Below are 14,072 nucleotides of genomic sequence, written 5' to 3' on the forward strand. Positions count from 1 at the left end.
ATTTTTATCATCCGCGGCGGCCTGCGCGCGGCGTAAAATGCTTCAACTTCCCTCACGAAAGCCCCACCCATGCGCATCCTGGTCATCGAAGACGAGCCGAAGACGGGCGACTACCTGCTGCGCGGGCTGGCCGAGTCCGGCTTTACGGTGAGCCTGGCGCGCAATGGCCGCGACGGCCTGCACCTGGCCGGCACGGAAGCGCCCGATCTGATCGTGCTCGACGTCATGCTGCCCATCATGGACGGCTGGCAAGTCTTGCGCGCACTGCGGCTGCAGGAAGGCGGCGCGGACGTGCCCGTGATTTTCCTGACGGCGCGCGACGAAGTGCAGGACCGCGTGAAAGGGCTGGAACTGGGCGCCGACGATTACCTGGTGAAACCGTTTGCCTTTGCCGAACTGGTGGCGCGCATCCGTACCCTGCTGCGGCGCGGGCCACCGCGTGAAGACGACGTCATCCGCATCGGCGACATGGAAATCGATGTAATGAAACGCAAGGTCAGCCGGCAAGGCCAGCGCATCACCCTGACGGCCAAGGAATTCGGCTTGCTGCATTTATTGGCGCGGCGCCAGGGCGAAGTGCTGTCGCGTTCCATCATCGCCTCGCAAGTGTGGGACATCAATTTTGAGAGCGACACCAACGTCATCGACGCGGCCATCCGCCGCCTGCGCAGCAAGCTCGACGATCCGTTCGAACCCAAGCTGATCCACACCTTGCGGGGCATGGGCTATGTCTGCGAATTGCGCGCGCCGCATGCTCCAGACAGCGGCACCACGCAATGAAGCTGGCACAACTGCGCCGCTCGCTGACCCTGCGCGTCACGCTCGTCTTTGTGCTGATCGTGGCGCTCGTGTCGGCCGGGCTGGGCATGCATTTATACCGTTCATTCGTCGCGGAAATCGAGCGCCGCGACGATATTTTATTGCTGGGGAAACTGCGCCAGATCCAGCAGTTGCTGGGCAATGCGGGCACCCTCGACATCATCCGCGAGCGGCCCCAGTATTTCCGCGACACCATGAGCGGGCAAGAAAATTCCCTGGTGCGCATCGTGCGCGCCGATGGCACGCGTTTGATCGATGTCAATCCGCATGGCGAGACGGTGGCGCATCCTGTTCCCGTGGCCGTCGATGCGCCCGTCACGTCCAGCGATATCGCCAGCTGGACCAGCCGCGACGGCTATCCGGCCAGGGTCGTGGCGGCCAGCGCGCGCATCGGCGACCCGGCGCAGATGGCCGACATTTCCGTCGCCCGCGTCTACGGCGACCGCACTGCCATGTTTGCCGCTTACCGCTGGCAAATTGTCGTCTCCGTGGCCGTCAGCGCGCTGGTGGCGGCCTTGCTTGCCAGCGTGATGCTGCTGCGGGGACTGCGGCCGCTGCGCAATATCGCCGCGCATGCGGCCCTTGTGCGGCCCGGCAAGTTGGGCCAGCAGCTGGAGGCGCGCGATGCGCCCACGGAATTGCTGCCTCTGATCCGGGCCTTGAACGCCATGCTGGCGCGGCTGCAGGAAGGGTATGCGCGGCTGTCACAGTTTTCCGCCGACCTCGCGCATGAATTTCGCACGCCCGTCACCAATCTGCTGGGGCAAAGCCAGGTCATGCTGGCCCGCCCCCGCAGTGCGCACGAATATGAGCAGCTGGTGTCGTCGAATGTGGAAGAGCTGGAACGGCTGTCGCGTATGATCGACAGCATGCTGTTTCTGGCGCGCGCGCAGCAGGATGAAATGGTGCTCGTCAAGCAGACCTTGCCCGTGCAGGACGAGTTTTTGCGCCTGGCCGATTTCTTTGAAGGCCTGGCCGAAGAGCGGGGGCTGGCGCTGGTTTGCCATGGCAGCGGGAATGTGCCGGCCGAGCCGCAACTGCTGCGCCGCGCGCTGGGCAATTTGCTGTCGAACGCGATCCGCCATGCGGCGCCGGGCAGCACGATACTGTTGCGTTCGCATGCGACGAACGAGGGCATGGAATTGAGCGTGAGCAACCTCGGTCCCGCCATCCCCGCGCGCCATTTGCCGCACCTGTTTGAACGCTTTTACCGCGCCGACCCGGCCCGCAGCGACTCGGCCGCCTCCACAGGGTTAGGTTTGGCCATCGTCACGGCCATCATGCAATTGCACGGCGGCAGCGCGAGCGTGGCGTCCGACGCGGCCGCCACGACGTTTACCCTGACCTTCCCCGCTTAGCCCATTTCGACAAGAAACTCATGCATGCCCGTATGCGGCAATTGCGCACACGCGGGCGCAAAGTGCGGCAACTGCCCCCACAGCAAGGGGTTGCCAACGATGTACACATGGTGTTGCGCGCGCGTCAGGGCCACATTGAGCAGGTTCGGCGTGGCCGCCGCCCATTGCGCGGCACCGGCCGTGCTGTCGTCGGCGCCGAGGACCAGCATTACCACGCTTTGTTCCTTGCCCTGGAAGGTGTGCACGGTGCCCACCATCTGGCTGCTCCACTGGCGCAATTCGCGCGCCGTCGGTGCCTTGCCGTAGCCGAGGCGACGGTCCCAGTCCATGTCGACGATGCGCGAGCGCAATTCGTTGCGCACGGCCTTGAACGGCGTAATCACATACATGTCAGGCAGCTTGCCGTCGCGGCGATACAGTTTCAGCAGCACTTCCAGCACGAAATCGAGTTGCACGGGCACCACCTGCTTGTAGCTGACGGGACCAAGGGCGTCGATCCAGCGGCTAGGGCCCCGCGTCAGGCCGCGCGCGCCGGCCGGCGGCGTGCGTTCGCTCAAGCCGTAGACCATCTTGTCTTCATAGGCGATGCTATTGGCCAGCGAAAACATCGGTTCCACGCAGCGGCGGTGCACGCGCAGGGGGCTGCCTATCCACAGCGGCTGGGCGCTGCCGGCGCCGACGACTGCGCCATAGCGGTTGGCCTTGTCCGCCAGCGTCTGCACGGAAACGGAAGTCGGCGCGTAACTGCCATCCTGCGTATGTGGCGACAGCGCGGACAGGGCCTGCACGAGGCGGCCCGGCACCGTGAACACGGGTTCGATCTGCAGCGGGTCGCCCACGACGACAGCACGTTTTGCGCGCCACAGGCTGCCCAGCGCCGCCTGCGGCACGGCCTGGCCCGCTTCATCGATGAACAGCCAGCCCAGCGATTCGGGGCCCATACCCCGGAACTGGCGCGCGAACGAGGCGAACGTGGTCGACACGACAGGCACCACCATGAACAGGCTGTGCCAGACCATGGCGATGTGCGACTGGTCATACGCGCGCTTGTTTTTCAGCAATTTCGACACGGCCAGCAAGTTGCCGCCAAAGCCGGGTCCGCCTTTCTTTGCCACTTCCGCCAGCCATGCTTCATGCAGGGCCAGGGCCTTGGCGAACAGGCGCGAGCGCAGGCGGGCCAGGGCCGGTTCATGCCACAGGCCGCCAATTTGCAGGGCGTCGCCGTCCAGCTCGTCCAGCGTGGCCGGGGCGATGATGGTCGGAAAGCGCATGCGGGCGCGGCGCAGCAATTCGGTGCTGTCATCCCATTCGCGCTGGCGCGATTGCGCCGTGCGCAGGGCGATGTGCAAGCTGTTGCGGGCGCGCTCGCAGCGCGGCTCCAGCTCGCCTTTCAGCAGCAGCTTGATGGCGGACACGTCGCGCGCGGCCTGGCGCTGCGCCTCGGCATTGGCGATGACGGCATCCTTGTAGGCGCGCGCCGGGGCCGTGCGGAACAGGCGGGCGAAAAAGCCGGGTTGCGTCAGCGCCACCAGGCGTTCCTCTTCCAGCAATTCCTTCTTGCTGGCGAGCAGGGTGTCCTGCTGCGCCAGCGCGCCGGACAGGGCGCCATTCGCCGCATCCATCTCTTGCTCCGCAGCAATCAGCGCTTGCTGGCTGGCCTCAATGAAGTCGGCTTCCGTGCAGGTGCCCACGGCTTGCCACAGGGCAGCGTACTGGGCGTGCTCGGCCAGGGCCTTTTCCACCACGTGTTCCGTCTCGCGAAACTCGCGCGCCGCCTGGGCGAAGCTGACGCCCTGGTAGCTGGCCAGCCATTGGCGGATATTCTGTGCGTTCGGCGTCTTGCGCGCCGTGGTTTTATCCCAGTCATCGTCATAGAAATTGCTGACGAAGCGGCGGCGGTTCACGCTATTGCCCAGCGCGCAGGACATCAAGCCCCATGGCGCCTCTGGTTCGGCCAGGGCGCGGTTGGCGCCATTGCCGTCGGCCGCGACCCGGCGCGCCACGCTTTCAAAGTAACGCGTGCGCGCCCATTCCTTGCCCAGCTGTTTCGGTTTCGGCAAGTCGCCGGAAATGTTTTCCACCGCCGCATTGTTCGACGAGGCGACGACCATTTCAAAGCCCGTCAGTTCGGGCCGCAAGCGGGCGATGGTGATCGGGTCGCGCACGCCTTCGAAGGTCACGGCCACCTTGCCGATGAAGGCGTCGGCGGCGCGGTCCAGGCAGGACAGCACGCTGGCGCGGCGCACGATGTTGTCGGCGAACAATTCGCGCAACAAGGTCGTCTTGCCCGTGCCCGGCGGGCCGTTGACGGAAAAGATGCCGCGCTCGCTCAAGCCCGTGCGCGCGCCGTGGATGGCGAACTGCTGCATCAGGCTCATGGCGTAGCTGGCGTCTTCCAGCCAGTGCCCCCGGTTCATATTGCCCGGATTGAGCATGGCGGCCAGCGCCTGGCGTCCGGCCGGGCTGTACAGGTCGATGCGTTCGTCCTGCGCCAGCGGCGTCAGGTAGGCTGCGACGGTGGCGGGCAGCTTGCCGCCGCGCACGGCGCGGATGATCTGTTCCAGGTCATCGAGGTAAAAACTGTTGAGGATATCGATCGATGGTTCCACCGCGTCGCCGAAGTCCAGGCTGCGGTTCTGGCTGGCCTCAGCCAGGTCGCCTTCCGCCACGGCGACGCGTTTCTTGCGCGTGCGCAATTCGAGCACGGCCAGCGGCTGGCCGGCGGACGGGTGGAAACCGGCCCAGTCGCGCAGCAGGTCGGCCAGGGCCGCGATTTCCATGCCGGACAGGGGCACCGAGACATTGCCCGCCTCGTCCGTCACTTGTTGCGGGGCACGGCTTGCCGCGAAATTGCGCAAGCTGTCTTGCAGCGCCAGCTGGCTGTCGCTGAAGGCGTCCAGGCTCAGGCCCGACCAGTCCGGCGTGCGCGCGCGACCCAGCGCCCACGGTAACGTTGACACGGATACGGGATCGAATTGCGGCTCGCCCAGCGCATTGAGATTGATGCGGGCAAAGCACGAGCGTCCCAGCAGCTCTGTTTTTTCTGTGTCGGCGATGTTTTCCGGGCCGTTGGCCGGCGGACAAGCCTTGTTGATTTCCGCCTTGTCGAACACGCCGAGGAACAGCGAAAAGCCGTCGATCTCGCGGTCGGAAGGGACTTGCCATTGCGTGGCGAACTGCAGCGGCAATTGCGCCAGCTGTTCGCGGTGCAGGAGACGCACGGTGGACTGGTCTTCAACGTCCGTGATTTGATTCAGGTCAAACGGGATAAAGAATTCGATCTTGTGCCAATACTCCAGGATAGCCAGGAGGCGCTGCTGTTCTGCCTGATTCATGATGACCAATATTTTGTAAAGCGAGCGAGGATTGTAAAGCGTATGCGCGGCGCGTGTTTTGCACTTTTGCCTATTGCGCGGGCTTTGCCGCAAAAAAAGTGGCGATTGCGGACGAAAAAAAGCCAGGCAGCAACTTCCTGCCTGGCTTTCCTGTGGGGAGGGCGTTGCTATTGCTTAAAACTCTTCCCATTCGCTTTCGGCGCCGGCATTGCTGCGGCGTGCCGGCGCGGCCGCCACGGCCTTGCGCGCGGGGGCGGGCTTGGCCGCGGGGCGTGCGATGGCGGCCGGTGCCGGCGTGCTGCGCACTGGCGTCAGCCTGGCTGCGCTGGCGACATGGTTGCCTGTTTTGAAGAAGCCCACCACGTGCGCCAGTTCGCCCGCCTGTTCCTGCATGCTTTGCGAGGCGGCTGCCGCTTCTTCCACCAGGGCCGCGTTTTGCTGCGTCACTTCATCCATCTGGGCAATGGCCATGTTGATCTGCTCGATGCCGATGGTTTGCTCGTGCGTGGCGGAGGTGATCTCGCCCATGATGTCGGTCACGCGCACGATGCTGTCGACGATGTCGCCCATGGTCTGGCCTGCTTCATTGACGAGGCGCGAACCCGTGTCCACATTGGCCACCGAGGCGGCGATCAGTTCCTTGATTTCTTTTGCTGCGCCAGCCGATCTTTGGGCAAGATTACGCACCTCTGTTGCCACCACGGCGAAGCCGCGCCCCTGTTCGCCCGCGCGCGCCGCTTCCACGGCCGCGTTCAAGGCAAGAATATTGGTCTGGAAGGCGATGCCGTCGATGACGCCGATGATGTCGACGATTTTCTTCGACGAGGCGTTGATGGTGCCCATGGTGTCGACCACTTGCGAGACGATGCTGCCGCCGCGCACGGCCACTTCCGATGCGCTTTTCGCCAGCTGGTTCGCCTGGCGCGCATTGTCCGCGTTCTGTTTCACGGTGGAAGTCAGTTCTTCCATGGCCGACGCCGTTTCTTCCAGCGAACTGGCTTGCTCTTCCGTGCGGGAAGACAGGTCGAGGTTGCCGGCGGCAATTTCGCTCGACGCCGTGGAAATCGCCTCCGTGCCGTGGCGCACTTGCGCCACCACGCCCAGCAGACTGGTGTTCATGGCTTTCAGCGCGCCCAGCAGGCGGCCCGTTTCATCGCTGGAATTGACGACGATGTGCGACGACAAGTCGCCCGAGGCCACGGTTTCGGCCACGGCCACTGCCGCATTGATGGGGTGGGTGATCGAGCGCGTGATGATCCAGGCAACAAAAGCGCCCAGCAGCACGGCCACGCTGCCCAAGGCAATCATGTAGGCGCGCGCGCTGGCGCTCAGTGTTTCGGCATCCGTCGCCGCCTGCGCCGCCTGCTGCGCTTCATACGCGACCAGGCTGTCGAGCGCGCCCAGCACGATCTTCAGGCTCGGTGCCGCTTGTTGCGTCAAAAAGGCGATCGCCTCTTCCGTCTGGCCCGCATTGCGCAGCTCGATGACCTTGTTGTTCAGCGGTGCGCCCGATTTCAGGGCGGCGTCCAGCTCGGCCATCAGCGCCGTTTCCTTGTCCGTCGAAATTTTCTTTTGCAAGGTTTCCTTGGCGGCGCCGTATTTCTTGCGCGCTTCGCCGATTTTCGCCAGTTCCGCCTGTACCAGCGCTTCCGTCGGCGCTACCACCACGCTGGTGATCGCCAGGGTAATGTTGCGCACGTTGTCGCTCATGGTGTTGGCGGCGGCCATCTTGACGTTCTTGTCGGCCACGATGTCGTGGGTGCGTGCGCTCAGTTGGCCCATCGAATACAGGCCGACGAGCAAGACGGCCACCAGCAGGCCGAGGACGACAGCAAACCCGATTCCGAGCCGGGTGCCGATTTTGAATTGTGTGAGTGACATGATTGCTTTCGTGGTGCGGAAGTGAGGGAAAACGTCGACAAGCCACGGCTACGGGTTTATACGTAAGAGCGACCAGCCTGTAATTGTTCCTCAAAATTCCGCACTGCAATACAAAAACTTGTATCAAGTCGTCATAAATTTGAAAATTGGTAGCAAATTGAATAAGTTGTCGTGTGGAAACAACGAGCGCAAGCGCAGGAAACGTCAGCGCTGGGGAAACACGTGGGCAGTGAGGAAGTCGATGAAGGCGCGCAGTTTCGGCGTCAGGTGGCGGCTGCTGGGCCACAGGATGCGCAAGGCGCCGTCGTGCTGGCGGTGCGCGTCCAGCAGGCTGTGCAAGCGGCCCGCGTCCAGTGCCGCGCGCACGGCAAAGTCGGGCAGGGCGGCGATGCCCAGGCCGCTTTCGGCAAAGTGCAGCAGGGTCTCGACATTGTTGCAGTTTAGTAGCGCTGGCAAGCCTGCCGCGTGCAGGGCGGGCCACTCGGGCAGTGGCCAGGCCTCGACCTTGCCGCTGCTGGGAAACTTGTACAGCAGGCAAGTGTGCTGCGCCAGCTCGGCGGGAAGCAGGGGCGTGCCGTGCTGTGTCAGGTAGGCGGGCGCGGCCACCAGTTGCAACTGGAACCGGCCCAGCTGGCGGCTCATCAAACGGCTGTCGGCGCTCTCGCCCGCGCGCACGACGGCGTCGTAGCCTTCCTCGATCACGTCGACCCGGCGGTCGCTGAAATCGAGATCGAGTTCCACCTGCGGATAGGCGCGCGCAAAGGCCGCCAGCACGGGATTGAGCAAGCTGCCCACCTGCGGCAGGCTGACGCGCAGCCGGCCTTGCGGTGCGCTCTTGCTGTTCGTTAACTCCAGCTCGGCCGCTTCGATCTCGCCCAGGATGCGCCGGCAGCGTTCGAGAAACACCGTGCCTTCGCTGGTCAGCGCAATGCTGCGCGTGCTGCGGTGAAACAGGCGCACGCCCAGCCGCGCTTCCAGCCGGGCGATGCTCTTGCCGATGGCCGAGGCGGAAATACCCAGCACGCGGCCCGCCGCCACGAAGCTGCGCGTTTCCGCCGCCTGCACGAAGGCCGTGAAGCCCGCCAGGTTATCCATGTCGTCCTTTGTCACCATTGATTGCGGATGCAAACGTCCGCACAGACAGAAACTATAGCCTGTTTTTCTTTGATCGCGCCTGGCTTACCTTGGCAGCCTGATCAATTGAAAGGCTACGCCATGATGTACAACTTCTCTTCCGCGGCCGTGTCCGCCCGCATCGATCCCTTGCTCGATGCCGTCTTGCAGCAGCAGCGCCTGGTGGGCGCCGTGGTGCTGGTGCGCCAGCGTGGCCAGGAAATCTATCGCCGCGCCGCCGGCCACCTGGACCGCGAGGCAGGCACGCCCATGCGCGAGGATGCCGTCTTCCGCCTGGCGTCCGTCAGCAAACCCATCGTTTCGACGGCCGCGCTGGCGCTGGTGGGGCAGGGGCGCCTGGGGCTGGACGACCTGGTGGTGCGCTGGCTGCCGTATTTTGCGCCGCGCCAGCCGGACGGCGCGGTGGCGGCGATCACCGTGCGGCATCTGCTCACGCATACGGCTGGGCTCGACTATGGCTTTTTCCAGCCGCCGGGCGGCGCGTATGCGCGGGCGGGGGTGTCTGACGGCATGGATGCGTCGCCCGTGAGCCTGGCAGACAATCTGCGCCGCCTGGCCAGCGTGCCGCTGGCGTATGCACCCGGCGAGCGCTGGGCGTATTCGATCGCCACCGATGTGCTGGGCGCCGTGATCGAAGTGGTGACGGGTTTGCCGTTGGCGCACGCCGTGGCACTGCTGGTGACGGCGCCGCTGTCCATGCGCGACACGGGTTTCCTGGCCACGGCGCCGGCGCGCCTGGCCGTCGCGTATGCGGACCGCGCAGCGGGAGAATTGCAGCCGCGGCGTTTGCTGGACGAAGGCGAAGACCATCTGCCGTTTCTCGATGGCATGGCAGGTTTTACCTTATCTCCGGCACGCGGGTTCGATGCGCACGCTTATCCATCCGGCGGCGCCGGCATGCTCGGCTCGGCACCCGACTTCATGCGTTTGCTGGAAACCTTGCGCCAGGGCGGCGCACCGCTGTTGCCACCCGACTTGGTGCGCCAGCTGGGCGAAAGCCAGACGGATGGCTTCGACTTGCCGTTCTGGCCGGGCCGTGGCTTCGGCCTGGGTTTTACGGTCTTGACCGATCCGCAACTGGCCGCCACGCCGGAATCCAAGGGCACGTGGCGCATGGGCGGCACGTATGGCCACTCGTGGTTTGTCGACCCGGCGCAGGAACTGTCCGTGGTGGCGTTCACGAACACGGCGCTGGAAGGCATGGCGGGGCCGTTCGTGACGGAACTGTGCCAGGCTGTGTATGGTACGGAGCAAGGGCAATGAGACGCACGCACCCGATCGTCTTCCTCGCGCTGGGCCTGTTCGGCGTGTATTGCATCGAGTTTGGCGTGGTGGGCATCTTGCCGATGATCATGCAGCGCTATGGCGTGACGGCGGCGCAGGCGGGCTCATTGGTGAGTCTGTTCGCCCTGGTGATCGCCGTGGGCGGTCCCTTCCTCGTGCTGCTGGCCACGCGCTGGCGCCGCAAGCGCGTGTTGATCGTCTCCCTGCTGGTGTTCGCGCTGGCCAGCGTGGCCTCGGCGTATGCACCGCGCTTCGGGCTGCTGCTGGCGTTGCGCGTGGTGCCGGCCCTGTTCCATCCCGTGTATTTCTCGCTGGCCATGGTGGCGGCCGCCACCCTGTATCCGCCGCAGCAAGCGGCACGGGCCGGCGCGCATGCGTTCACGGGGACCAGCATGGGCATGGTGCTGGGCATCCCGCTCACCACCTGGATCGCCGCGCAAGTTGGCTACGAGGCATCGTTCCTCGCCTGCGCGCTGGTGAATGCGCTGGCGGCGCTGGGGCTATACCTGTTCCTGCCGGACACGCCGCAGGAGGCGCCGATGGCGTATGGCCGTCAATTGGCCGTGCTGCGCAAACCCGCCCTGTGGTTCGCCATTGCCGCCGCCGTGCTGGTGTTTGCCGCCATGTTTGCCGTGTATGCGTATGCGGCCGCGTATCTGCAGCAGGTGGCGGGCTTGTCGGCGCGCCAGACGGGGCTGGCGCTGGTGGTGTTTGGCGTAGGCGGCGTGGCCGGTAATCTGTTTGCCGGGCGCCAGCTGGGCACGCACGTGCTGCGCACGGTCTTGCTGCAGCCCGTGCTGCTGGGGCTGGCGTACTGGCTGCTGTACCGGCATGCGGGCGGCGATATCGGCTGGGTGGCCCTGGCCGTGTTGCTGCTGTTCTGGGGCGCCGCGCATACGAGCGGGCTGATCGTGACGCAAGTGTGGCTCAGCAGCGAAGCGCGCGAGGCGCCCGCGTTTGCCATCGGCGTGTATATCGCCGCCATCAACCTGGGCGTGACGGTGGGCGCGCTGGCCGGTGGCATGGCCATCGAGTCCTACGGCATGCGGGGGGCGCTGGCCTGCGGCGCGCTGCTGGGTGCCTTGGCGCTGGGGGTGATCCTGCTCAAGGCATGGCTGTATCGCCTGCCCTCAGTCCTCGATATGGTTGGGGATGCGAAACAGTAGATCCGTGTCGCCGATGTCCACGCCCGCTTGCGACAGCAATGTGCTGGCCTGGCCCCGGTGGTGCGTCTGGTGGTTAAAGAAATGCATGAGCAGGCTGAAGAATTCGCGCCGGTTCGGCCCCTTGCTGTTGCGGTAGTCCAGCAAATGGTCCAGGTCGTTTTCCGTGATGGAGGCGGCCCAGTCGATGATGAGCTGGTCCAGCCACAGCCGGTGCGCGTGCATGGCGGAAAAATCCTCGGCCGCGAACAGCGGGTGCGTGAGCGAGGCGGGCGGCGTGATGGCGCGGATGGGGTCGAGCAGGGGGAAGCCGGCCGGGTGCTTGGCGTAGCGCTGCAGCCACAGGGTGTCACCCACCATCACGTGGTTCAGCGTGGCCAGCAGGGAGCCAAAAAAGGCACCCCGCTCGCGCTGCAGCTCGCCGGGCGGCAGGCTGGCCGCCGCCGCGTAGACCTTGGCATTCATCCACTGGTTGTAATCGGCCATCAGGCAAATGTGGGCGCAACGGCTCATGGACAAACCTCCGTGAATGAATGAAAGGCTATTTTATACAGACTTCAAAAATGCGCGTATGCCGGCCAGCAACATTTCAATGGCCATCGCCGTCAGGATCAAGCCCATCAGACGCTCGAACGCCGTCATGACCCGTGGACCGAGCGCCCGCTGCAAGCGTTCGGCGCACAGGAACACGGCCAGCCAGACGACGGCCACGGCCGTCAAGCCCGCCACGTGGGCGATCACTTCATTGACTTCGTGCGAGGAAAACAGCAGCACGGTGGCCAGGGCCGACGGGCCGGCCAGCGCGGGGATGGCCAGCGGCACGATGAACGGTTCGCCGGCCATCTCGTGGTCGCTATTGCCGGCGTTCGGTTGTGGGAACACCATGCGCATGGCGATCAGGAACAAAATCACGCCGCCGCCGATGCGCAGCGCCACTTCCGACAATTGCAAGGCGTTCAGGAAATGGCGGCCGAAGAACATGAACAGCAGCAAGATGCCGAAGGCGATCATGCACTCGCGCACCACGACTTTCCAGCGCCGCTCGACCGGTACCCGCTTCAGGGCATTGACGAACAGGGAAACGTTGCCGAACGGGTCGGTGACGAGCAAGAGCAGGATAAAAGTCTGGAAGAAATTTTGTGTCATGGTGGTGTGATGGAGGTCAACACCGCTGCCAGGATGGGCGCGGTGCGATAAGGCTTGCGATGATAACAAGAGCGGCGACTCTCGCCCATGATTATTGATGCATAGCAGCATTTTTTTTTACGCGGCGATGACTTTTGCCTGGTAAAACGCGGTGGGCGTGGTGCCGAAATGCTTCTTGAACATGGCGGTAAACGCGCTCTGGCTGGTGTAGCCATTCTCCATGGCCACGTCGATGACCTTGCCGCCGTGCGCCAATTGTTCCAGCGCCCGCAGCAAACGGGCCTGCTGGCGCCACTGGCCAAAGCGCATGCCCGTCTGTTTCTGGAACAAGCGGTGCAGGCTGCGCTCGGTGATCGCCAGTTCCTGCGCCCAGTGCGCCACCGTCACTTGCTCTCCCGGTTGTGCCATCAGCCGCGCGCAAATGCCGCGCAGGCGCGCATCCACGGGCAGCGGCAGATGCAGGGGCAGCACGGGCAGGCTGTTTAGCTCGTGCAACAGCAATTGCAGCAGATGCCAGTCGCGGCTGCCTTCCGTGAAATCGGGCGCGATATCGACGGCCGCCACGATCAGTTGCCGCAGCAGGGGGCTGATGTCGAGCACGCAACTGTGGCGCGGCAGCAATGGCGAATTGGCGCAGTTGACGAACACCGTGCGCATTTTCACCGCGCCGCTCATGCGCACCCGGTGCGCGATGCCGGGTTGCAGCCACACGCCGCGCGTGGGCGGCACCACCCAGCGCCCGCCCTGCGCCTCGATGGTCATCACGCCTTCGATGGCGTACAGCAATTGCGCATGCGTGTGGCGGTGCGCGGAAATCACGTGGCCATGCGCATAGTCGACGGCCAGCGCCATGGCGCGCGCTGTGACGGGCAGCAATTCCTGAAAGGCGGCGGAGGTGCAATCCATAAAAACAGGGTCAGTTTTGCGATAGGTACAGACATCTTAGCGCGAGAAGGCGCACCGCGCCTGCGGCAAGATGAATACCCGCAATGTTTTATGGAGCCTCGCATGCCTGTGCGCGCCTATCTGTATCCGTTTCTGGCCATGCTGCTGTGGGCCGGCAACGTCGTCGTCTCGAAGCTGGCCGCATCCAGCATCGCCCCCACCGCCATCACCTTTTATCGTCTGGTGCTGGTCTTGCTGGTGATGACGCCGTTTATCATTCTCCCCCTGTGGCGCAACCGCGCCGCCATCCGGCGCCAGTGGTGGCAGCTGGCGCTGTGCGGCGTGATGTCGATGGCGCTGTTCCAGAGCCTGTCCTACCGCGCCGCCGAATCGACGACGGCAACGAACATGGCCATCGTCACGGCGCTGGCGCCGCTGATGACGGCCCTGCTCAGCGTGCTGCTGCTGGGCGAGCGCCTGACGGTCGGCATGGCGGCCGGCGGCGTGCTGTCGTTTGGCGGCTTGCTGTATCTGGTAGGGCGCGGCGATATGCTGGCCCTGTTGCAGCAGGGCGTGCATGCGGGCGATGCGCTGATGCTGCTGGCCTGCCTGAGTTTCGCCCTGTACGGCGTGCTGCTGCGCCGCTGGCGTCTGTCCATTCCCGCCTGGCAAGCCATTTATTGCCAGGCGCTGGCGGCCCTGGCGTGCATGCTGCCGCTGTTCCTGCTGCTGCCGCCCGGCAGCGCCAGACTGGACGCCACCACCTTGCCCCTGATCGGCTATGCGGGCATCGGCTCGTCCATCGTGCTGTCCTACCTGTGGATCGAAGGCGTCAAACTGCTGGGGCCGAACCGCTGCAGCATCTATGTCAACCTGCTGCCCTTGCTGACGGCCTTGCTGGCCATCGTCTGGCTGCACGAAAGCATGCATATATATCACCTGGTCGGCGGCGGCATCTCGCTGCTGGGCGTGCTGCTGGCGCAGACGGTGCAGCGACCGTTGTTTGGCCGCTACCGTCCTGGGGTGTCCGGGACTGCCTGAATGGCCATGCATAATGGCGCTTTTGG

At 64.7% G+C, this 14,072-nt stretch carries 11 protein-coding genes; 5 read left to right on the plus strand and 6 right to left on the minus strand.

Annotated features, from left to right (window positions below; all coding sequences use genetic code 11):
- The first annotated feature begins 69 nt into the window (after positions 1-69).
- Together O0882_RS25820 and O0882_RS25825 are read left to right on the plus strand one after the other, a co-directional pair.
- Positions 70-780 (plus strand): heavy metal response regulator transcription factor, encoded by a 711-nt coding sequence (locus O0882_RS25820; RefSeq protein ID WP_289952618.1) that lies wholly within the window; start codon positions 70-72, stop codon positions 778-780.
- Positions 777-2,177, plus strand: a complete 1,401-nt coding sequence (locus tag O0882_RS25825) for a heavy metal sensor histidine kinase (RefSeq protein WP_289952620.1) — start codon at positions 777-779, stop codon at positions 2,175-2,177. Before O0882_RS25820 ends, O0882_RS25825 begins: the two co-directional genes overlap by 4 nt.
- Here the strand turns inward: O0882_RS25825 and O0882_RS25830 are convergent.
- The 3 genes from O0882_RS25830 to O0882_RS25840 all read right to left on the minus strand — a co-directional run bounded on the left by O0882_RS25830 (position 2,174) and on the right by O0882_RS25840 (position 8,488).
- Positions 2,174-5,512: an AAA domain-containing protein gene (locus O0882_RS25830; protein WP_289952622.1), complete on the minus strand. Its 3,339-nt coding sequence runs from the start codon at positions 5,510-5,512 to the stop codon at positions 2,174-2,176. The genes O0882_RS25825 and O0882_RS25830 overlap by 4 nt on opposite strands.
- A gap of 174 nt (positions 5,513-5,686) precedes the next feature.
- Positions 5,687-7,393, minus strand: a complete 1,707-nt coding sequence (locus O0882_RS25835) for a methyl-accepting chemotaxis protein (protein WP_289952624.1) — start codon at positions 7,391-7,393, stop codon at positions 5,687-5,689.
- A gap of 204 nt (positions 7,394-7,597) precedes the next feature.
- On the minus strand, positions 7,598-8,488 hold the full coding sequence (locus tag O0882_RS25840) for a LysR family transcriptional regulator (RefSeq protein ID WP_289952627.1): 891 nt from the start codon (positions 8,486-8,488) through the stop codon (positions 7,598-7,600).
- 120 nt (positions 8,489-8,608) lie between these two features.
- On the opposite strand from O0882_RS25840, the gene O0882_RS25845 reads away from it, so the two are divergent.
- Together O0882_RS25845 and O0882_RS25850 are read left to right on the plus strand one after the other, a co-directional pair.
- Positions 8,609-9,790 (plus strand): serine hydrolase domain-containing protein, encoded by a 1,182-nt coding sequence (locus O0882_RS25845; protein WP_289952628.1) that lies wholly within the window; start codon positions 8,609-8,611, stop codon positions 9,788-9,790.
- Positions 9,787-10,977 (plus strand): MFS transporter, encoded by a 1,191-nt coding sequence (locus O0882_RS25850; protein ID WP_289952629.1) that lies wholly within the window; start codon positions 9,787-9,789, stop codon positions 10,975-10,977. The genes O0882_RS25845 and O0882_RS25850 overlap by 4 nt, the downstream gene beginning before the upstream one ends.
- Here O0882_RS25850 and O0882_RS25855 read toward each other — a convergent pair.
- From O0882_RS25855 to O0882_RS25865, 3 genes are all read right to left on the minus strand, one after another.
- Positions 10,942-11,487 carry a DinB family protein gene (locus O0882_RS25855; protein ID WP_289952631.1) on the minus strand — a complete coding sequence of 182 codons (546 nt, stop codon included), beginning with the start codon at positions 11,485-11,487 and terminating at the stop codon, positions 10,942-10,944. The genes O0882_RS25850 and O0882_RS25855 overlap by 36 nt on opposite strands.
- 33 nt (positions 11,488-11,520) lie before the next feature.
- Complete coding sequence (locus O0882_RS25860) at positions 11,521-12,120, minus strand: MarC family protein (RefSeq protein WP_289952632.1); 600 nt, start codon at positions 12,118-12,120, stop codon at positions 11,521-11,523.
- 117 nt (positions 12,121-12,237) lie between these two features.
- A complete protein-coding gene (locus tag O0882_RS25865; RefSeq protein WP_289952633.1) occupies positions 12,238-13,026 on the minus strand; it encodes a helix-turn-helix transcriptional regulator in 789 nt (262 codons plus the stop codon).
- Between the two features lie 102 nt (positions 13,027-13,128).
- On the opposite strand from O0882_RS25865, the gene O0882_RS25870 reads away from it, so the two are divergent.
- Positions 13,129-14,046 carry a DMT family transporter gene (locus O0882_RS25870; protein ID WP_289952635.1) on the plus strand — a complete coding sequence of 306 codons (918 nt, stop codon included), beginning with the start codon at positions 13,129-13,131 and terminating at the stop codon, positions 14,044-14,046.
- The last annotated feature ends 26 nt before the right edge of the window (positions 14,047-14,072 follow it).

This window comes from Janthinobacterium sp. SUN073 (assembly GCF_030397665.1).
Lineage (GTDB): Bacteria > Pseudomonadota > Gammaproteobacteria > Burkholderiales > Burkholderiaceae_D > Janthinobacterium.

Excerpts from the sequence above, each read along its gene's own strand:
- O0882_RS25820 (WP_289952618.1), top strand. The coding sequence starts at position 70 with ATGCGCATCCTGGTCATCGAAGACGAGCCGAAGACGGGCGACTACCTG.
- O0882_RS25825 (WP_289952620.1), top strand. The coding sequence starts at position 777 with ATGAAGCTGGCACAACTGCGCCGCTCGCTGACCCTGCGCGTCACGCTC.
- O0882_RS25830 (WP_289952622.1), bottom strand. The coding sequence starts at position 5,512 with ATGAATCAGGCAGAACAGCAGCGCCTCCTGGCTATCCTGGAGTATTGG.
- O0882_RS25835 (WP_289952624.1), bottom strand. The coding sequence starts at position 7,393 with ATGTCACTCACACAATTCAAAATCGGCACCCGGCTCGGAATCGGGTTT.
- O0882_RS25840 (WP_289952627.1), bottom strand. The coding sequence starts at position 8,488 with ATGGATAACCTGGCGGGCTTCACGGCCTTCGTGCAGGCGGCGGAAACG.
- O0882_RS25845 (WP_289952628.1), top strand. The coding sequence starts at position 8,609 with ATGATGTACAACTTCTCTTCCGCGGCCGTGTCCGCCCGCATCGATCCC.
- O0882_RS25850 (WP_289952629.1), top strand. The coding sequence starts at position 9,787 with ATGAGACGCACGCACCCGATCGTCTTCCTCGCGCTGGGCCTGTTCGGC.
- O0882_RS25855 (WP_289952631.1), bottom strand. The coding sequence starts at position 11,487 with ATGAGCCGTTGCGCCCACATTTGCCTGATGGCCGATTACAACCAGTGG.
- O0882_RS25860 (WP_289952632.1), bottom strand. The coding sequence starts at position 12,120 with ATGACACAAAATTTCTTCCAGACTTTTATCCTGCTCTTGCTCGTCACC.
- O0882_RS25865 (WP_289952633.1), bottom strand. The coding sequence starts at position 13,026 with ATGGATTGCACCTCCGCCGCCTTTCAGGAATTGCTGCCCGTCACAGCG.
- O0882_RS25870 (WP_289952635.1), top strand. The coding sequence starts at position 13,129 with ATGCCTGTGCGCGCCTATCTGTATCCGTTTCTGGCCATGCTGCTGTGG.